We start from the raw sequence: 20686 nt of genomic DNA, 5'->3' as shown, positions 1-20686 counted from the left end.
TCGAACCGCATGGCGGATTGCCGATCCCACAAATTCCGCGTCCATGAATCGAATCATCAGGCAAGCCCGGCAAGTTTTCTGCCAGACCAGAACACTGCAAGCAACAGGATCATGAGGCCACCCCAGAGTGGATGGGCCCAAACTCTCAATCGACGAACAACCGGCTCGGGCTCTTCAAGCTTGGCAAGTTTGTCAACGAGCTGATTCATCTGCGAGGGGTCCGTCACTTCCCCCCGGCTGATCGTGGCAATTTCGTGAAGCACGTCGAAACGGGCTGGGTCGCCGATCACTTCTCGTTCACCACCCGCCACAGCGATCGTGGTTTCGAGTTGTGTACCAGTCTCGGTACACGTTGTCAGGACGGTGTAATTCCCGCCCTCTTCCGGGGTGAACATCCCGGTGAATAATCCCCATGACTCCTCATCGGTCGTCTGCAAACGGAGCGTCTCGACCTGTCCTGACGGAGAGGTGATCTGACAGACGACGGTCCCGGTTTGTAATGGCTCTCCTGTCGGTCCGGAGACATTGGCGTTGAGAGTCAAAACATTCCCAGCTTCTGGTCGATCCGGTGAGTAAAAGAGCCTCATCGATTCGCCTTGTGACATGTTCCGTTGGTACGCCATCCAACGCACGACCTGTCCCCAAAATCGATAGTGGTACAAATCTTCGACGCCTTTCCGCCAACGCCATGCTCCGTCTGTTCCCATGAACAGAACCTTCCCTGTTCCGAATGTTCGAGCGACGATTAACGGAACACGTCCGAATCGGGTCGATTCTGTCTCATGAACCGCGAGAACTTCCCCACCGATTTTTGATCGAAGGGCGGAGGCGTACCACTGAAAGCCTGGAAGGTTGCTCCAGACCCGTTCATTCTCGCGCTCGTCAACTTCCAATCGGGTGAGTTGGCTGCGTCGGCCACTTTCTGTCAGCGAAAATCGAGCGGGAACTGGAAGACCGTGACCTCGCGGAGCAGCTGGATCAACGATGACCGGATACAACTCCTCAAGTTCGGTTGAGAGTAACGTCTCTTGCTTTCCACGAAATCCGGGAAGAAAGACCAGTCCTCCTGCATGATTCCGAACCAGTTGCCGGATTTGTTCGGTTTCTTCAATCGTAAGCTGCGAAGCCTCGACTCCAACATCCCCGAGAAAAACAACGTCGTAGTCGAAGAGTTCTTCTTCCCCGGGAAACTGTTCGAGATAACCTCGTCCTCCACCGACGCCGTCAAGATCGGGATGAAATAACAGGCAGTGGACATCAACCCCGGGATCGCGTTCCAACGCATTCCGGAGATAGCGATACTCCCATCGCGGATAAGATTCCACAATCAAAACTTTCAGCGTTTCATTCTGAATTCTGATGGGAAACTCAAGGACGTTATTCTCAGGGTTCGATTCTTCGTCCGCAACGGGAATCTCAAGACGAAGCTTGTAGTCGCCCGTTTTCGTCGGCCGCCAGTTGATCGTATCTCGTAACTCCCCCATGCCTTGCACGCGAACGGTTTTCGAAATTGGGGCCTCGAGTGTTCCCGAGAGAGTTACAGAGAGTTCCTGGGCTTTGGGAAGCCAGTTGTTAATTCGAAATGGAATGCGCATGGTCTTCCCGGCGATTCCAAAAGTCGGAGCATCGATATTCACAAGCTGAACATCCGGAAGCCGGTCTTCGCTTCCCACAGCGACGGCAAAGACAGGCACGTTTCGCATCCGCAACTCCGTCGCTGCTTCCGCGGGAGTCGTTCCGGTGTTCCAGTCTCCGTCAGAAATGAGCACAATTCCACGCAGATTGGAATGGAGTTCGTAAGTTGATTTGAGTGCTTGATTAAAATCTGTTCCGCGTGAAGCATCCGAGAGAGTTGACGAGAACGGCTCGAAAACGACCTCCAGCTGATCACTCATTCCGGACCATAACTCAGGGAGATTGACGTCAGCGACCTCAGAGTTTTCGGTCGCGGGATCGCTTTCACTCGTTGCGGAAGGAATGAATTCCTCGATCCGATCCATTCGCCGAAGAGGAGTTCCCGCCGGTCTCTCGGGATCAATGACGTCTTGGGTTTGCATACTTTCCGACACATCGTACATCACCACGAGAGTCGGTTGTTCATCCGGTTGGTACTCTTGCAGCAACTCCGGTTGGTTGAGTGAAACGACAGCCATAAATACCAGAAGAAATCGAAGGGCTTCGAGAATGCCCATCGAACGCGTGTAGCCACTTCGCCGCCAACTGATCAAACAGCACCCAGCTGCCAGAAGCAGGACGAGCAGCGAGATCAGCAGGGTAGTTGCAGTCCAATGAAACGTCATACCGATGTCATGACTGGAGTTTGAGAAACGGAAGTGGTGGCAGATTCGCGATCAGGCAAACACAAAACGGCCTCCAGCAACAGTGCAACGATCATTGCGATCAGAAACGTCCTCCAGACTTCGTTCGCGAGTGCCGACTGACTCCCTGCCTGATCGTCGATAATGACGTAATTCAATCCACTCAAAACTTGTTCGAGACTCTCTTCCGTCACGATCGCCGGGCTGTCTTCCATCAACGGCCGATTGATCGCCACCAGCGAGTCTTTCGACTGATACACCCCGGAATTATACGGTCGCTGAGAAACGAGAACTTCTGATGTCGACTCGTCGAGAGGAACCCAATCTGAGACGTCCTCGAAATTCGTCGCTCCTGCAACAAGATTGCGAGAAGCTCCAAGGACAGCAGCCCCGCTCGCCAGAGCCCGATGTGTCATGATAAAGAAGACGATGCCGTTATCCGCGAGATTCGAATGAGGAAACGTCGGCAAGGTTGTGCAGAAATAGGCAGCCCCTTGAGTTGTCACGACTCGCGATAGCAGAGGCACGCCATCACCGAGTTGAGCCAATATCGTCGCCTCTGCAGCATCAAGTTCACAGTATTCGCGGACCACAATCTCTCCGACCGGAAGGGGAGTTCCACTCATCGAGTTTGCGAGAAGGTCGGAATCGGTTCTCCATCGTTCAACCGAAAAGCCGTCCACTTCTGATGACTCGATCCAGTCTCCCCATCGAACGCCCAGAAATTGTGAATTGTTTGCAAATTCCGGAGGAAAGAAAATGACGGTGCGTCCTGATCGAACAAATGCCTCCAGCTGTGCTGCGATCGCCGAGTCAGGAAGCGGAGCCTGCCAGAGAATCAAAGCCGTCTCATCCCAGGGAAGAGCTGCCGTTTCCGATGATGACATCGTCACGGTTTCGTAAGTCAACGTGCGATCCACTGGAGTCTGCGCAGCCAGATTGAAGAGTTCTGCGTTCTGAGGATCGTCAGAGACAATTAACGTGCGTTGGGTCGCGGGCTCTGCGTAAGTTAGTTCATAAGAATTGTCGGCAGGGTTGTCGTCGCCGGGGATTTCGAGACGCCCCCAGCCTTCTTTCGATTCGCGATCGATCGGAATGGTATAGCCGTTGCGAACCATCTCTGATCCGGAGATCTCCGCGTCCAACGTCGATCTTGCTCCGTTAATCACAAAACTGATCGGCACAGCCCGCACCGGTTCTTCGTTCGAATCGCGTGTGAGCTTGAGATCCATCACCAGTTCCGCGCCCCCGGAGGTTTCGCGTCTGTGAACTCCTGAAACACTGACAGCCAGGTTCGATGGCGAGACTTCCGGATACGACAAGAGGTACAATCGCAATCCCTCACGTTCCGCCAACTGAGAACGAATCGCTTCCCAGCGTCCTCCGGAAGGGTCCCAGTCGTTTTGTCGCAAATCGGAGCAGATCCAAACGTCTGTCCGGCCGCTTTCATTCGCGATCACATAATCCGCTACGGATTGTAGGAGACCGGGAATATCGCTCGCCATGGATGTCCGACCGGTTTGCGGGAGGTCGGCGAGATCGGCTGCTGATGTCAGTTCGAGCGGTTCCAGACTTGTCGTTTCGAAAAGAATCAAGCGGGAATCTCTGCTCGTCTCCGAAAGAAGTTGAGCGAGTTTCTCGAGTGCCGTTTCCCGTTTCGACAGAGAGGTTCCCGGTCCCTTCTGCTCCATGCTGACGGAGCGATCGAGAACAATGATGGTGGTATCCGGCGCACTTCCCGATGTCAGGCCGAGCCATCCTCCCGCCATCGGACGACTGACGGCGAAAATCAATCCCGCAATCGCCAGCATTCTCGCAAGCATAATCAACAGGTAGCGAAGTCGGGCGATCCCTTTCGACATCCGTTTCGCCTGCACCAGAAACATTGTCGCAGCCCAGTGAATCGTCTTGTGCCGATTCTGATTGATCAAGTGAATCAGAATCGGCAGTGCGATCAGCGGCAGTGCAAACAGAATGTACGGTTGCAGGAATGTCATAAAGTGATCCGTCGAATCAACGCGGGTTCTCCCTTTTCAAACTGAGTGAAGGCTCTCAACACAATGAAATTCTCGCTTTCAACAATTTCACGAGCAGGCACGACTTTCATCCAATGAAATGAGTTCCGAAGTGTGCAGCACAACCATAAATATGGACTAAAGCTTGCGAGCCAATAAGAACCTCGCCAACACGTCTGAGTAGTCTTCTGCAATCGTCACCCGATGATAGTCAATTGCGGAATCGCGAACGATGGACGTCAACGCCGAAAGGTAAGCCTGAACTGCCTGGCGGTACTGTTTGGCAATCGTTGTCGGATCGACCAGCATCGGAGCCGCTCCTTCCAGATCCTGAAAACGCATCGGACGGTCAAACTGGAAATCAATTTCGTTCTGTTCGAGTAGATGAAAGACAGCAACATCGTGCTTTCGAAAGCGAAGATGCTGAAAGGCGCTCTTGAGTGATTCCGGTTCCAGGAACAGATCCGAAATGATCACAACCAGCGCCCGTTGAGCGATTCGTTCGGCTGCTTGATGAAGAGCATCAGCGAGGCCCGTTTCGCCGTTTCCTTCAATCTCTCCTAACTCATCAAGAATAAATCGCAGGTGCGCGCCGCTCCGCTTGGGAGGGATTTCCCGACGAAAGTCCTCAGCAGCACAATACAGCCCCACAGCATCGCCCTGACTGGAAGCCAGATATGCCAGAGTGCCTGCCAGCTTCCGGGCGTAATCGATCTTTCGCTGGCCGACTTCTTGTGTCCCGTCGATTCCGAAATTCATCGATCCGCTGACGTCGACGATTAGACACAGCCGCAGATTCGTGTCAGCCTCATACTCTTTAATGAAGAACCGATCGCTGCGCCCCCAGGCCCGCCAGTCGAGCCGACGCGTATCATCCCCGGGAACATACTTGCGATATTCAGAAAACTCGAGGCTTGAACCGCGCGTCGGACTCCGGTGCCTACCGGAAACACTTCCGATCATCGGGATGCGGGCGTCGATCGGAAGCGCTGAAAGCCGGGAGATGACTTTAGGATCGATGAAATCTCGCATTCAGGGTTTGCCATTCAATCGGAGTTGTCACAGAACTTGTTGGAATCGAGTCTCATTTCCACAGAAAACAGCTCGACGATCAGCATCATCGCCTCAACGGATTAACTCTCGCGAGTCTTACCACTCACTTCTGCATTTAATTCTTCCACAAGTCTGCGAATGACATCGTTGCTACGAATCCCTTCCGACTCGGCATTAAAGTTTGTCAAAATACGATGTGTTAAAACCGGTTCAGCGACCGCCAGAACATCATCTAAACGTGCCATATAACTTCCATGAAGAGCCGCGTGTGACTTCGCTCCGAGAATAAGATATTGCACAGCCCGCGGACCGGCTCCCCAAGCGACAAGCGGCTTCAGCCAATCGGGCGATTCATCAACATTCGGCCGCGTTCGACGAACGAGATCGACCGCATACTCATAAATATGCTGCGGAACGGGAACCCGTCGCACAAGGCTCTGAAACCGCAAGACCGTTTCGGCATCCATAATTTCGCCCAATTGAGGGAGACTCGCCCCGGTCGTCGTTCGGGCAATTTCGATTTCTTCCGAACGGCTTGGATAGTCGACAGTGATCAGAAACATGAAACGATCAAGCTGCGCTTCCGGCAGCGGATACGTTCCTTCTTGCTCAACCGGATTCTGCGTGGCGAGCACAAAGAAGGGAGGCGTCAACTCGTAAGGTCTTCCCACGACAGTCACGCGATGTTCTTGCATCGCTTCCAGCATCGCAGCTTGAGTCTTCGACGGAGCCCGGTTGATTTCGTCCGCAAGCACGATGTTGGCAAACACAGGACCTTTGACGAATTCAAACTCCCTGCGGCCTTCGTGGGTTTCCTGAAGGATGTCCGTGCCGGTGATGTCCATCGGCATCAAATCGGGCGTAAACTGAATTCGACTGAACGACAACGACATCGTTTCCGCAAGTCGACGGACAAGCATTGTTTTTGCCAGACCGGGGACGCCCATCAGCAGGGAGTGCCCTTGAGCGAAAAGACAGATCGCCAGCTGTTCAACAACCTTGTCCTGACCGACAATGACTCGGGACAGTTCTTCTCTTAACTCCTGATACCGCTTTCTCAGTTCATCAATCGCACTGACATCATCCTCATGAAGTTCCTGAGTAGTCGCTGATTCCGGGTTCATTGCTATCCTAATCAAGAGTTGAGAGAAAGATGGGACCGGGGAGTGAGACTTCCGACCTGCCACAAATCAACGATTTCACTTGTCAACAATTTCACATGTCTTCGATGGCGTTGTGATTGAAGCAGCAAGGTTTGTCAACTCAACGAAACTCGATCGAGACATCCAACAGCATCCAAAATGAGTGGAAGTCGGAATCATCAGGTGGGAGTTTCATGGGCTGGGGATCAATTGAGTGTTGTGGCAACTTCGAACAGATTCGAATGAATTCTCACATCATGTCAAAACAGAAATCGCTCGCGGCCAGTGAGGGCGGAAACGGTCAGACTTCATGTTCTTAATCCTCATCATCCATCCAGTTCTTGACCGCAGGTAGCTTGGGTTCTCGCCGGGAAACTCTCAACGCTTTGCGAGTTAACGCGGGATCGCAAACTGAAATTCTCCCATGTTACGCATCCGAACCGAGGCGATGTTTCCATTAATTCGAAATTGAGCTTTCAGCCCGTTCAGTGCATCAAGTTGACGTTCATTGAGAATCTCTTCCCACCGTGCATCCGGAATGTTCGCTAACGGGATAGTAAGGAAAATGAGTTCTTCGATGTATGCCTGATTTGTCTTGAGTGTTCGCGGAAGATCGGCCAGCATCACTTCAATCAATTGCTGTGACTGTTCCGTGGTCAGCCACAGTTCACGATCAACGAGCGAAACAAGATAAGCAGCTGCTGCCCGCTCCATGGCTTCCGATCGCTCGCGATCAATCGTTTTGAAATCGTCGACACAGCGAGCGAGAGAATTCACCCAGAGCTGATGAGAATCAATTTTGGACGTCTCGGGAACCTGAATGCTAAATCCAAAGTTGACGTTCGGATTTTGACCAACGGTCTTTTCCCAACCAGCCATATTGGCTCGATTTTGTTTTCTCCAACTTTCCAGGACGTATACGATACATCCGCGTCCAGCCACTTTAAGCACCCGCAGATTCTCGTCGCTCAACTCGCCGTGAGCCTTCCAAAATTCGATTCGAACATTAATTGCGGATTTCAGCCGATCCTGTTGATACTCATTCAATTCACTTAACTTCTTGTGCCAACCGTCGACGCCTTCTTTGGCCATGAACGTGACATATTGTTCACTTCGATTGCCATATTGTGACCCGTCGATCAACTGTTTAAGTCTTTTCCGTTGAGCGGCATGAAAAACGCTGTCAGGAACGGTTGAGAGCAAGTCTTCGAGTGATTCGTATTCGAGATAATAACTTTGCGGATAAAATGTAAAGATCCGTGTTTCTCCCGGAACCAACTTAGGAACAAACTCTTCGCGGAATTCCTCTCGTTGAATTGCTGTAAAAAAGAGTTCTGCGTCAATCTTGTTGATCAGGTGACCAACTAAAGCATCTCGCAGCTGTTGATGACGTTCAGACATCGCCGCCTGAAACTTTTGATACTGCTCTTCGTCGAGCAGCGTCTTCATAAACTGAAGCCAGTCGTATCCGGTCGCCAGATAGGCGGCACCTGATTTCCCGACGAAGCGAATCGGAGCGAAATCACTCAACGGCTTTTGAGCATCTCTTGGGCCAGTTGACTTAATGAAATTCTCTTGCGAAGTCGTGAGAACCTTGAGATGAAATTCATCGAGTTGCTGCTTTTGCTCTGGCGTCAGCGTGACGACTGCATCGACCCAGGTCGCGGCCGACTCAAGATGGTGAACGAGCCGTTCCTTTCGATCTTCGATTGTCGCCTCTGGAACCGGCTGAACGGCATTGCCTGGAAAATTGAGCCGCATCGCGGGTTGCTGTGGCCTGACGACACCCTCAACAACATCTTCGATGGCCTCAGCGAGCTGCTGAAAGAATCCACCGTCTGCTGGTTCATCTGCGTACACCTGCCTTGGCGATTGTGAAACACCGATCACCAACACGCCAAGGGCCACCTGCAAGTACCACATGTGATTGCCTCAAAAAATGTCACCGCCTGTTCCGAACGAACTCGCAACGGCAAGCTGAAGATCAATTTTTCCGTCTCATCGGACGCGACTGGGGGTCGCTTGACCTCAACCTGTCGACCTTCGAGGAATCATGAATTGAGCCCTCCAGCCGACTTGTCATCATTCTCTGCGCGGAATCGCTGCTTCGCAAGCGCCGACTCAATTGAGTCTCAATTTTCATGTTTCTTCTGGTGAGGATGTTTGTCTCACGATATATTCAACGAAAGTTTTCTGAAGGTTTTGTGCAACGTTTCTGCGAGTCACTACGTCTGAGGCTTCATGATGTTGCAAAGAAATCTGAAGATTGAACGGATTTTTTGTAATCAGTTTGTCCGGGATTGTCGTAAAGACTGTCGGCAAGCTGTCGAGTTTCATTGAAGAACCTCATCTGGAAACATGAGCAGTCTGGAAACATGAGCAGTCTGGAAACAAGAGGAAGCGGTGGTCACAAGAGTTAGTCCCTTTCCCGACTAAGGAATCGCCACTCAGGGCAGGGCAGACGAGCTCATAGATTCACTCGTAGGGATTTTCAGAGAGGCTTCAGCCGGTCGCTTCGCATCGTTCTGAAGTTCTTGATCGCACCATCATTTCACAAGTTGACGCCATCCGGCCCCGGAAGTGAAAGTCGCACACGATTTTTAAATTCAAGGCAGGCACGGAATTCGAACCCGAAACCTTATGAGGATGCAGTCTCGATGACAGGCCAAGAACACGGACTCCCCCCAAACACGACGCGGCGTCTCAGTGATTTTCGTCAACGGGTTCGAATGATCAAAGTGGCCGAAGGCCTGTTGGCCGGAATCTTCGGATTGGTCCTGTCGTACCTCGCCGTCTTCGCCCTCGATCGCATTTTCGACACCCCCGCGATCATTCGGGGAACAATCCTCGTTCTCGGTAGTGTTGGCCTGGCTGTCTTTTTTCCGTTGAAATGCCACCGCTGGTTGTGGGGCACTCGTCGAATGGAGCAAGTCGCCGGACTGGTTCGACACAACTTCCCGGCACTCGGAGATCAATTGCTTGGAATTGTCGAACTGGCACAAAACGAAAAAGGAGCCAGCGACAGTAAAACCTTGCGGCAGGCCGCCATCGATCAAGTCGACGAAGTCATGCGCGATCGCGACCTTTCCGATGCCGTTCCCGAACCTCGCCACAAGTTCTGGATGCGAACCGCCGCAATTCCTGCTTGTCTCATGTTGCTTTGTTTGATTGTTGTCCCAGCGGCCGGAGCGAACGCACTCGGACGCTGGCTGGCTCCGTGGAGCGACATCAAACGCTTCACGTTTGCTCAGCTCGATTCTCTTCCCGAAGAGATGGTCGTTCCGCTCGGAGAAGAGTTTCCGCTGACCGCCACACTCTCTTCTTCGACGCAATGGTCCCCGGATCAAGGAACGATCCACACCGACGCTCTTCGTGAACAGGTCTCAACGAAACGACAAGAAGACCGCTACGAATTCACCATCCCACCCTTAACGTCTGAGTCGGCTCTCAATCTCAGAATCGGCGACGCGCGTCACACAATCGACATCCATCCCCAACCGCGTCCTGAACTCAAAGACATTCAGGCCTTCGTCCATCTCCCAGAGTACCTGAATTACTCCAAACCTCTTGAGATCGATGTTCGTGGTGGCGTGATTTCGGTTGTTCAGGGTTCGACGGCAGAATTCGTCGCGACCATTAATCGGGAATTGCAATCAGCACGAGTGAACGGAGAAGAAGCACAGATCCAGGCTGCACAAATTCACCGGAAAAAATTCCACGCCGACTCGACTCAAACCATTTCGTTTGACTGGCAAGACACACTCGGGCTCACAGCGAAGGATGATTTTCAGCTTCGAATGAATGCTGTCGAAGATGCTTCCCCCACCGTTGGCTGCCTGCTCATCGAACCGAATCAGGTCATCCTTTCTACAGAGGTGATCAACTTCGAGATCTCTGCGACGGATGACTTCGGCTTGAAAACTCTCGGACTTGAGTGGTCCGGGATCATCGATCCTGTTCGCAACCCTCATCCTGAACAGGGTGAAAAGCCAGTACTTCGAGGCGATTACGAACAGACCCGCCTCAACGGGACGACAAGCTTCTGTGCCGAGACCGACAATGTCACTCCGCAGACGCTGCAAGTTCGCGCTTATGCTGAGGACTATCGCCCCGATGGAGAGAGAGCTTACAGCGCCCCGTACATCTTGCACGTGATGACACCGCAAGATCATGCAATCTGGATCGCGAACCAGTTACGACGATGGGCGAGCCATGCAGATGATGTCTACGAGGAAGAAGTTCGCTTGCACGACGAAAACCGTGCACTGCGTCGACTTGATGGCGAAGCGTTGCAGCAGCCGGCAACGCAAAGCCGTATCCGTCGGCAAGCTTCCGCGGAAAAAGCCAACGCAACAAAATTGGGCGCCGTCACCGACGCTGGCGAACGACTCATTAATCAGGCCGTTAAAAATCCTGAAATGTTGGTCGGCCATCTCGAACTCTTTGCGGAAACTTTGAAGCAGATGCGTGAAATGGCAGACAAAAGAATGCCATCCATCGCCGACCTGTTAAACGAGTCCGCAAAATCGGTCGCGAAGCCACCAAGCCCAGGAGCAGAATCGCCTTCGAAGTCTGCCCCGACAGCGGGAAACAATCGCAATCAAAAACCGGGTTCAGGAGAAGGGGGAGCAGAGAAGAAGCCCGTTCCCAAAGCTCCCTCTCTCTCTGACGTCGAACAGGGATTCAACAAGCCGAATCAGGCAGAGGAGGAGGACGGAAAACCCAAACCTCCCAAGAACGGAAGTACGGGAAAACTGACGTTGCCCACAACAACATTGATGGGTGGCCCCAAGGGCGAAAAGAAACCTCAAAAGTCCGAGCCACAGGAACAAATCGATCAGGCTGTGGAAGTTCAGGCGAAACTGATCGAAGATTTCAACAAGCTGCGCGAACAAATGCAGGACATCCTCGATGACCTTGAGAACAGCACCTTCGTCAAACGATTCAAAGCAGCCTCAAGAAAACAACTCGATATCGCCAAGAACCTGAATCGGACACTCTTCAAAGGGTTTGGCGTCGAAGAGCAAAACCTGGACGATCGACAATCCGAAACGATGGAACTGATTGCAGAAGCAGAAGTCACTCAAAGCGAGAATGCCTGGAACATTCAGTCGGACCTCGAAGCCTATTACGGTCGAAAACGCGACGACAAACTCCTTCGAATTCTCGATGAAATGAAAGAACTCGAGACAATCAAAAGCTTGAATCAGCTCGGGAACCGGGTTCGCCACAATCTCTCCGGAGAGTCCATTGTTCATGCAGAATTCTGGGCAGATACGTTCGATCGCTGGGGAGAAGAACTCGTCAGTGCATCGAAATGCGGACAATGTCAGGGCGGACCTTCTGACAGCCTGCCGCCGGAAATCGTCCTGGAAGTGATGCGGATCATCGAAGCGGAAATGGACCTCCGCGAAGAAACGCGTTCTCTCGAACAATCTCGGGAAGCTGTTGACGTCGACATCTACGATCAACGTGCTAAAAAACAATCCGAAACGCAGGACACCATTCACCGTCGAACTCTGGCTGTGATGACGGATATTCGAGCCATTCCGGAAGGGGCTGCCAAATTCAAGAAAGAGTTGTATCTCGTCTCGATGGCCAGCAATGCAATGGCGGACGCAACGCAAATTCTCGGCGAACCGAATACCGGTCCAGAAGCGATCGGAGCGGAGACAGAGGCCATTGAGTGGCTCCTCCAGTCCAAACGAGCCAATCCTGGTGGAGGAGGAGGCGGAGGAGGATCGACACCCGGCGGCGGAGGCGGAGGAACAACGTCTTCGGCAGCCCTTGCGTTAATGGGTCCGGGTCATGATCCGAACGCAAAGGTCGAACAGCGTGAAGTCGAACAATCAAGCGGAGTCTCAGTCGAAAAACTCCCCGAAGAATTTCGCGACGGCCTTGATGCCTTCTTCAACGCCCTCGAAGGCCGGACGGCAAATTGAGCTTTCGACCGCTTTGGTCTGACACAAAATTCCGCGCATTGAAAGCCCTGATTTATGAACGTCGCGATCCAAAGAAGCAGGCACTCACTGTCTCAAAGTGCCGTGATCTGGACAGCACTCATCTTAAGCGTTTCCGCCTGTAGCGCGCAGGATTCCGAACTGCGCTACGGTGACGCTGTCCCTCCGGAAGTTGAAGAGATCTATGAGCGCGGACTCCAATGGCTGGTCCGAAACCAGTCTCCGGATGGAAGTTGGGGAGGCTCTTCGATCGGTCACGGCGGAGTGGGAAATTCCGGAATTACTGGAATGTGCATCATGGCATTCCTCGCGAGCGGAGAAGATCCCAACTTTGGAAAGTATCGGGAAAACATCCGCAAAGCAGTGCGACATCTCATCCGTGGACAGGATTCCAAAACCGGATACCTTCCCGGCAGCATGTATCACCACGGATTCGGAATGCTGGGCCTGGCCGAAGTGTACGGTGTTCTCGATGACGAACTTCTCTGGGCTGGGGAAGAGGACGCCAACGAACAAAGAACAATTGGCGAAGCTCTCGAACTTGCTGTGGGATGTGCAGCGACATCGCAGAAGAACAATCCCTGGGGCGCGTGGCGCTATTCTCCGGAATCGACCGATGCAGACACTTCTGTTTCCGGGGCTGTCCTGATGGGATTGCTCGCCGCTCGAAACGCCGGGATTAATGTTCCGAACGAAGTGATAGATAAAGGTCTCGAGTACTTTCAAAAGATGACCACTCGACAAGGCAGCGTTGGGTACTCGGGAATTGGAGGCGGAGGATCAAGAAACCTCCAGGCGATCTCGGGACTGGTGATGGCGATCGGACATCGCAAGGACTTGGACCAATATCGTGGTGTCATGAATCAACTCACTTCAACTCTCGAATCCTTTGAAAACAGCTACCCGTTCTATTTTCGCTACTACATGGCTCAGGCGTTGTTTCAAGGAGACTTCGAAGCATGGCAGAAATGGAACAAAATCACAGTCAAACAACTCTCTGCACTACAAAGAGATGACGGGAGTTTTCAAAGCGGTCACGGAGAGGCCTACGGAACAGCCATGTCGATGCTGGCAATGGCTCTCAATTACCGATTTCTTCCTATCTACGAACGCTGATCAACAGTGATTGCTGTTTCGATCCGAACAACCTTTTGCGAAGTCCAACTGCATCGGGTTCATAAGCGAAAGTGAATTATGATTTCGAACCGCTTCCCAATTTTTCAGGATCAGCGGCCAAATCGACGCCGAAAACAGATCGCCCCGTTCATCGCTCTGATGGGGGGGATTGCGCTCGTTCTGAATCTGGCAGCCATTGCAATTGCAGACGATCCATCATCCGGAACGTTGTACTGGCACGAAGGGGACACACTGTACGGAGAGCTTCTCTCAGTCGATGAAGAAACGCTCACCTGGCGATCTCCGCTGTTCGTCGATCCGCTTCAAATCGAGCGGTCAGCTCTCTCGGCGGTTCAATTCCGCAAAGTTGATCCGCTGCCGCAGAGTCATGACAAGTTTCGCATTTCGCTTCGCAATGGAGACGTTCTGTTTGGAGACCTCATCGGTGCGACGGAAACGTCGCTGTTGTTTGAAAGCGATCGCTTTTCCCCGTTTTCCGTCCTGCTCGAACACGTTGAACACGTCAAACGTGTCGACACGCCGGATCTGATTTATCAGGGACCGCGTGGAGTTGAAGGCTGGACGACACCGAATCCGAATACAGAACCATTTGGTTGGAATGAACAGCCCAACGGAGAACTCGTGACCGATTCTGGAAATCATGGAGCGTATCAGAAACTCGATTTCTCCGATCGGGTCGAAGTCGAGTTTGTCATCGAATCGGAGTCGAAACGCCCATCATTCACGTTCGCACTTGGCGAGAGCCGAGAGATGAGCCTGCGCGTTGAAAGCTGGGAAGAAATTCTGGTCCTGCTCTCCGGTTTTCAGTTCACAGAACTGGCAACACTCAAAGAAGATCAGAAACGCGTTCATCTTCACATGTTCGTGGATCAGAAGAAGCACACCGTGGAAGTCTTTTCGCACTCGGGCGTGAAACTCGGTGAACTCAAAGGAGATCCCAAGAAAGAAGAGCCTGAATACAAACCGAAAGGCCTGCAGATTTGGAACCGGGACGGCGACCTCACGCTGAAGTACATCCGCGTCGACCGCTGGAACGGGAATCTTCCCAAACCATTAAAAACCGGAACGAGTCGAATTCACTTGACCGACGGCTCCATTCTTTACGGTGATGTTCCTCAATTTGAACCGGGAGAGCCTGTCAATTTTCCGGGCGAGAGTGACCAAGAGCCGACGGAGTTTTCCGTCGATCAGATTGAATCCATCGTCGTCAACGATGATCCGGAGTCGTCCCCTCTTCGTGCAGTCGATCAGGTAAGTTGGCAAACTGGAGGAGTGGTCACCGGGAAAGTGCTACGAGTCGAAGACGAGCAAATCGAGATTTCCGCGGAATGGTCCGAAGCCCCTGTCTCCGCCTCATTGACTGGCCTTCAAAGGATCCGCTTGATCAGTGAACCCACGATTCCTGACGCTCCCGACGGGTTGGTCTACCCGGGAGGAACGCTCAACGGCAAACTCGTGATCTCCAATGATACGACTCCACCGGTCTCTTGGATTTCGGCAGGAGGACTGAATCCGAGCGCACTGAATCCGAACGCATTTGCAACCGCAGGTAATGCCCGTTTCATTCGAGGAGAAGAACCGGCGGACAGCAGTGCATTAGACGACGGATATCCTGACTTTCTTTATCTCCGCAATGGAGATGTGATTCCCTGCATACTTCATTCAGTTCGAGATGAGCGTATCGAACTGGAAGTGCCATTCTCGGACTTGTCAGAAATTTCAACGGATATCGTCAAAGCGGTCGAACTCTCCGTTCCCGAACGTGTTTTTCAACGTGGCTTCGAAGACGAAGGCTGGAAGCGCATGCTCGGCGGCACGAAGAATGATGGCGACCGGTTGATTATGAAAACCTCGGCCACTTACGGTCATCCTGAAATTCTCACCGGAGACGAGGTTCGGTTTCGGCTTGATTGGGGAGCCCAGCAATACTCGGAACTGCAGATTCAGTTGTACGGCGAACGACTCGGAAACCCTCGCGATGCAACGAATCTGAAGATCATGCTGAATGGGACCAAACTCTGGGTTGAGGATTTCGATCCCGCTGTTCAGGCAGGCAACCAATTGCAGATCCGACAGCTTCGCATGAATCCCGCCGGTGGCGGACGTCAAACGTTCATCGACTCCGAGAAGGGATCGGTCGAAATCTCACTCTCCGTGCGCGACGGAAAGATCCATGTCGTCGTCGATGGACAACTGCTCAAATCCATTCCCATGGATCATCAGAAGCGAATCGGCAAGAGTCTGACATTCAAAGCAAACGTCAATTCGATCACCAGAAACGCCGCTTACGGGTCAAACCCACTGACGCGCGGCATCATGATTTCTGATTTCGAAGTCCGGAACCTCGATGGCACATCCGTCAAACAGTTCATCGTTGAAGAAACTCGGAATCGGACACTTCTCATTCCGCGTTTTCGCAGAGAGCGCCCGTCGAGTCACGTCCTCATGGCTCGCAATGGAGACCTGTTACGAGGACACCTCAAACACATCGACGAAGAAACGGTTCAGTTTGAATCTCAACTGGAGGAGTTCCCGTTTTCACGTGAACGAATCGCGGCGGTCATCTGGCTCCATCCGCCGTCGACCACTGAAACAGACGAAACCGAAGAAGGGCAGGAAGCTGAAAGCGATGAACCTCTTCGTGAAGGGATGCAACTGACCTTCGAAGATCATCTGAGGTTCAGCATGTCACCGACAGGTGTCCAAGGGGACTATCTGATCGGAGTGACTCCTCACTTCGGCGAGTGTCGCATCCCGTTTCAAGCGATCGGTGAAGTGGTCCTCGGTGAGATCCCACAAGAAAACGGCCCGGTCGCGTATTCCCAATGGATTCCGACATTCGCCAAAGAACCCGATTGGGACATTCCGGAATCGGGGAGCAATGTGGAAGGTTCGAAACTGATCGGCACAGAATCCGTACCGTTTGAACTGGCCGGAATCGATGGAAACACCTTTCGGATCCGTGACCATCTCGACAAAGTCGTTGTCCTCGACTTCTGGGCAACCTGGTGCGGACCATGTGTTGAGGCACTTCCCGATTACATCGCTGCGACCGCGGAATTCGATCCGGAAGACGTCTTATTCGTGGCGGTCAACTTGCAGGAAACCCCGCAGGAAGTTCGAGCATTTCTCGCTCTGAAAGGTTGGACTCCCGAGGTGGCGATGGACAGTGCAGGAAGCGTCGCTTCGGACTTTGCTGTCTCCGGCATCCCGCATACCGTGATTCTCAGCCCCGGCAACATCATCGAATCCGTTCACGTTGGATATCGCGAGAACGGGGGAATCGAAATGAGAACGACCATTCAGCAGATTCTCGACGGGACCTGGGAACGCCCGACTCCGAACACCGACGAGGAGAGCGAAAGCTCATCCGAAGAATAACCTCCCGACGATTTCTTTCGAACAGACTCTCCAGGCAGAATGAAGATCCGCTGAGCCTGCCGGAAGAATACTTCCGTACTCTTGTCAAAATGCCAGCAGCTTCAGTTCTCGGATGATTTCAGTCGGACGTTGAGATTCGAGAGCGTGCGGATTCCCAATCGTTTCGTCCAGGGAACTGGTCCTTCGGGATCAGCGAGCTGCAAGTCTGGGTACGCAGTAAACAATTGCTGAAGAGCAGTCGCAGCTTCTGCACGTGCCAGTTGCATTCCGAGGCATGTGTGAATTCCGGAGCCGAACGATAAATGCAGATTGGGCGATCGAGAGATATCAAAGGTTTCCGGATCAGGAAATCGAGCAGGATCATGATTCGCGGAGCCAATCATTGCCATAATGGTTTGACCACGTTTGAGCGGCTTTCCATGCCACTCAACATCGCGAACCACAAATCGGCCCTTGCTCATTTCAATTGGAGAAACATAGCGGAGCGTTTCGTCGACCGCGCTCGTTGCGAGATCCCAGTTATTCATCAGTTGAGCCTTTTGCTCAGGCTCTTTTAAGAACGTGAGAATCGCTCCGGTGATGAGATGAACGGTTGTCTCATGACCCGCGACGAGTAGAAGAAAGGCCATCGCAATCAATTCTTTGGAACTCAATCGATGACCATCCTGCTCGACATGAACGAGATCGGAAAGAAGCCCCGGACGCGGGTTCTGTCGACACTCTTCAATTTGCTGCGCCAGATACTTTCGCAGCTTCCACAAGCCTCCTCCGGCAGCCAGCATCGTCGGAAGTGATCGAACCGTCGCCAACCGGTTTCCCCAGTTGGCAAATTGAGTTCGATCTGATTCCGGAAGACCGAGAAGTTCCGAAATCACTTCAAGCGGGAACGGACGCGCGAAATGCGGAATGAGATCCACCACTCCAGAATCGTCAGTGTGCTGCGGAAGTTCTTCCACGAAGTCGCTGGCGAGTGCTGTCAATCGAGGTTGAAGGACTGACACGCTTTGACGTTGAAACGCTTTGTCGACAAGACCTCTCAGGCGTCGATGTTGCTCTCCGTCATAGCTCATCATATTGTCGCTGAGTTCTCGAACTCGACGAGGAAGCCAATTCAAAAACCAGGCGACGCTCCGCTTGCCAGCACGAGCCGGCTCACGAACGAACAACTCCTGATCCTTCAACATTTCCGAGCAAGCCTGATGCGTCGTACAAACCCAGACCTTTCCGATGATGGGAATCCTCGCTCGAATGACATCTCCCTCATCACGCATCCGCTGATAAGTTTTATGCGGCGCGCTTTTGAACTCGGAACTAATCAAATCGAATCGCTGAGATTCCACGATGGCCATTCCTGTTGAAACCGAGAGATCTGCGTACTCAAAACAACGAGTTGAGCTACCTTGAAAGACGCAGTGAATGCTGATTCGGTTCGCTTCCCGGTCAATGACATTTCAGGAGAACGTTAAGCGTCCCCCTGATCGTTCCTGACGGCATTGAGAATCATTTCGAAAACGTCGGGCATGGCGCTGATCGCTCGCGACCAACTGGCGATAAACGGGGCGTCGTGAGGTTTATTCAAAAAGGCCTCACCCGCTTGCATTAATCCTTGGCCGAATAGTTCGACCGTTGCTTCCTCTCTGTGACGATCCAGCGTGAGACCGCTCATCACAGCGTCATTGTAATAATGGTCCACCAGATCGAGCGCTGTGCGGTAATAACATGCCTTAAGTGTTCGAAGGAGTTCAGGCGAGAAGACGACCCCATTGACCGCGAGTTTGCGAATCAATGCTTTGCAGATGTCGATGCACATTCGATTCAGCCCCTTCGCGGCATCTTCCGCGGATAGATCCTGATGCTTGTGATCGTAGGCGTCCGCAATATCAACCTGACAGATTCGATGGTGAGAGTAATTCCGATACATTTCGGAAAGTGTCCCGATCTCCAGTCCCCAGTCGGAAGGAATTCTCAAAGACGGAACCACTTCCGCTTTCATCGAAAACTCGCCAGCGAGTGGATATCGAAAGCTTCCCATGTAGTCGAGATAATCGTTGTCGCCGAGAGTGATCTGCATCGCGCGAATCAGTGGAGCGACAAGCAACCGCACCACCCGGCCATTCAATCGGCCCTGTGCTGCACGATAGTAGTATCCTTTGCAGAAGACATAGTTGAACTGCGGATGAACGACCGGATAAAAGAGGCGGGCAAGCATATCGCGTTCGTAGGTCACAATGTCGCAGTCATGCAGCGCGACCGCTTCGGACTTTCCGGACGCGAGGAAATATCCCATGCAGTACCAGACATTGCGTCCCTTCCCGGGCTCTGACGGGGCCAGATCCTGCTCGGAGAGGAGCCGATCGACTTCTCGCAGTCGAGGGCCATCATTCCAGAGAATCACATGACGTTGTGGAAGCCGTGAGAAGAATTTTTTCGCGTGCTCGAACTGAGATGCGTTCGCACGGTCCAGCCCGATAATAATTTCGTTCACGTAGGTCGCTTGCGTGAGCTTATCGATAATTCGCTCAAGCGCCGGCCCTTCGAGCTCGGAGTAAAGACTGGGGAGCACCAGTGCCATTGGGGTCTGCGATGACCATTCGTGGAGATCGGCTTCGAGGTCTTCAGTGGTCCGCGACCGCAGGTTGTGAAGAGTTCCAATGACTCCATTCTGGACAAAATCCGCCATAATCGAACGTCTCAATATTGAAGGAAAGAAAGACCGTCCACCGCTCACGCAGACAGGTCTAGGAGCGAACGCGCCCCCCATCATGGCCAGATTGCGACAATTCGTCCAGAAGAGTGTCGACAGTCGCTCTCCAACCGGCAGCTCCAGGCAACGGCGCGACGGAGTATCGAGGATTCGTTAACGGAATTCCAAGCTCTCCATTCGGCCAAGGGATAATTCGCGGATAGGTTGCGCGCTCAAGCATCGATTCGTCGATGGGACTGTCACCAATGGCAACAGTTCTCCACTCACCAGAAGATGCGGGAGTCAACTCTTGAAGCACTTTTTCCATGGCCAGTCCTTTCGTCGTCTGGCCAGCCACATGCCAGAAACGACCTCCCTGAGTCAGCGTCAGCCCACGTGATTCCAGATCGTCCCGGAATGACGCAATTTTTTCGATGGAATCTTTCCACAGCAAGGGCTCTGTGGCGAACCGATTGAGAGCACGTTTTGCCTTTTCTTCGGGCAAATCAGTCGCTTTCATGACTCCCGCCACTCCAAGATCGCGAAACGACTCGAACGCATATTTCTGCTTCAGAGAGGTCAGAACGTCGAGAATTTCCGTTCGATCTGCCCCGAGAACTGTTCGATCTTGCTCGTTCCACCAGACGACTCCGCCATTCTCACACGTAATGGGAGTCTTCAGTTCCAGTTCGATCGCCAGAGGTCTCATTTCTGATTCCGTCTTGCTCGAACAGAGAACGACGGGAATATTCACCTCGTTGAGTCGCTCCAAAGCTGGCAGGGCATCTTGATAGCTGTAATCGGACTTATTGAGAAGACACCCATCAAGGTCGGTAAACACAATGAGATTCTGGAGAGACTTCATGGCAGCGTCCGAAATGACATTCAGGTATGATTCGAAACGGTAATTGGCGAAGTTTGTGTGCGCTGTTCCGTCGTGCGACAATGCACCCGACTTTTCTAGCTGGAACCTTTGCGGATGACGGAGGATTTCACA

Annotated in this window: 11 protein-coding genes; 3 read left to right on the top strand and 8 right to left on the bottom strand. The window is 52.5% G+C overall.

The window, feature by feature from the left end:
- Nucleotides 1-56: 56 nt before the first annotated feature.
- The 5 genes from KOR42_RS05935 to KOR42_RS05915 form a co-directional block, all read right to left on the bottom strand.
- Nucleotides 57-2300: a hypothetical protein gene (locus KOR42_RS05935; protein ID WP_146507899.1), complete on the bottom strand. Its 2244-nt coding sequence runs from the start codon at nt 2298-2300 to the stop codon at nt 57-59.
- Nucleotides 2297-4315, bottom strand: a complete 2019-nt coding sequence (locus tag KOR42_RS05930; protein WP_146507897.1) for a BatA domain-containing protein — start codon at nt 4313-4315, stop codon at nt 2297-2299. Before KOR42_RS05930 ends, KOR42_RS05935 begins: the two co-directional genes overlap by 4 nt.
- Before the next feature lie 156 nt (nt 4316-4471).
- Nucleotides 4472-5365, bottom strand: coding sequence for a DUF58 domain-containing protein (locus KOR42_RS05925; protein WP_146507895.1), 894 nt, complete (start codon nt 5363-5365; stop codon nt 4472-4474).
- A gap of 101 nt (nt 5366-5466) precedes the next feature.
- Nucleotides 5467-6510, bottom strand: a complete 1044-nt coding sequence (locus KOR42_RS05920; protein WP_146507893.1) for an AAA family ATPase — start codon at nt 6508-6510, stop codon at nt 5467-5469.
- 411 nt (nt 6511-6921) lie between these two features.
- Entirely contained in the window at nt 6922-8451 is a 1530-nt protein-coding gene (locus KOR42_RS05915) for a hypothetical protein (RefSeq protein ID WP_146507891.1), read from the bottom strand.
- 734 nt (nt 8452-9185) lie between these two features.
- Between KOR42_RS05915 and KOR42_RS05910 the strand changes: the two genes are divergently transcribed.
- From KOR42_RS05910 to KOR42_RS05900, 3 genes are all read left to right on the top strand, one after another.
- Nucleotides 9186-12470: a hypothetical protein gene (locus tag KOR42_RS05910; RefSeq protein WP_146507889.1), complete on the top strand. Its 3285-nt coding sequence runs from the start codon at nt 9186-9188 to the stop codon at nt 12468-12470.
- Nucleotides 12471-12572: 102 nt separating this feature from the next.
- Nucleotides 12573-13604 (top strand): squalene--hopene cyclase, encoded by a 1032-nt coding sequence (locus KOR42_RS05905; protein ID WP_231740690.1) that lies wholly within the window; start codon nt 12573-12575, stop codon nt 13602-13604.
- Nucleotides 13605-13682: 78 nt separating this feature from the next.
- Nucleotides 13683-17006 (top strand): TlpA family protein disulfide reductase, encoded by a 3324-nt coding sequence (locus KOR42_RS05900; protein ID WP_146507887.1) that lies wholly within the window; start codon nt 13683-13685, stop codon nt 17004-17006.
- Nucleotides 17007-17107: 101 nt separating this feature from the next.
- On the opposite strand, the gene KOR42_RS05895 is transcribed toward KOR42_RS05900, so the two are convergent.
- The 3 genes from KOR42_RS05895 to KOR42_RS05885 all read right to left on the bottom strand — a co-directional run bounded on the left by KOR42_RS05895 (nt 17108) and on the right by KOR42_RS05885 (nt 20554).
- Nucleotides 17108-18346, bottom strand: coding sequence for a cytochrome P450 family protein (locus tag KOR42_RS05895; RefSeq protein WP_231740688.1), 1239 nt, complete (start codon nt 18344-18346; stop codon nt 17108-17110).
- A gap of 122 nt (nt 18347-18468) precedes the next feature.
- The gene (locus KOR42_RS05890; RefSeq protein WP_146507883.1) at nt 18469-19686 is read right to left on the bottom strand and encodes a glycosyltransferase family protein; all 1218 of its coding nucleotides are present in this window, start codon (nt 19684-19686) and stop codon (nt 18469-18471) included.
- 58 nt (nt 19687-19744) lie between these two features.
- Entirely contained in the window at nt 19745-20554 is an 810-nt protein-coding gene (locus KOR42_RS05885) for an HAD-IIB family hydrolase (protein ID WP_146507881.1), read from the bottom strand.
- Nucleotides 20555-20686: the final 132 nt, after the last annotated feature.

Origin of the sequence: Thalassoglobus neptunius (assembly GCF_007859735.1) — a bacterium.
In the GTDB taxonomy this organism is placed as follows: Bacteria; Planctomycetota; Planctomycetia; order Planctomycetales; family Planctomycetaceae; genus Thalassoglobus; species Thalassoglobus neptunius.
This window is presented reverse-complemented; position numbering and strand designations above follow the sequence as displayed.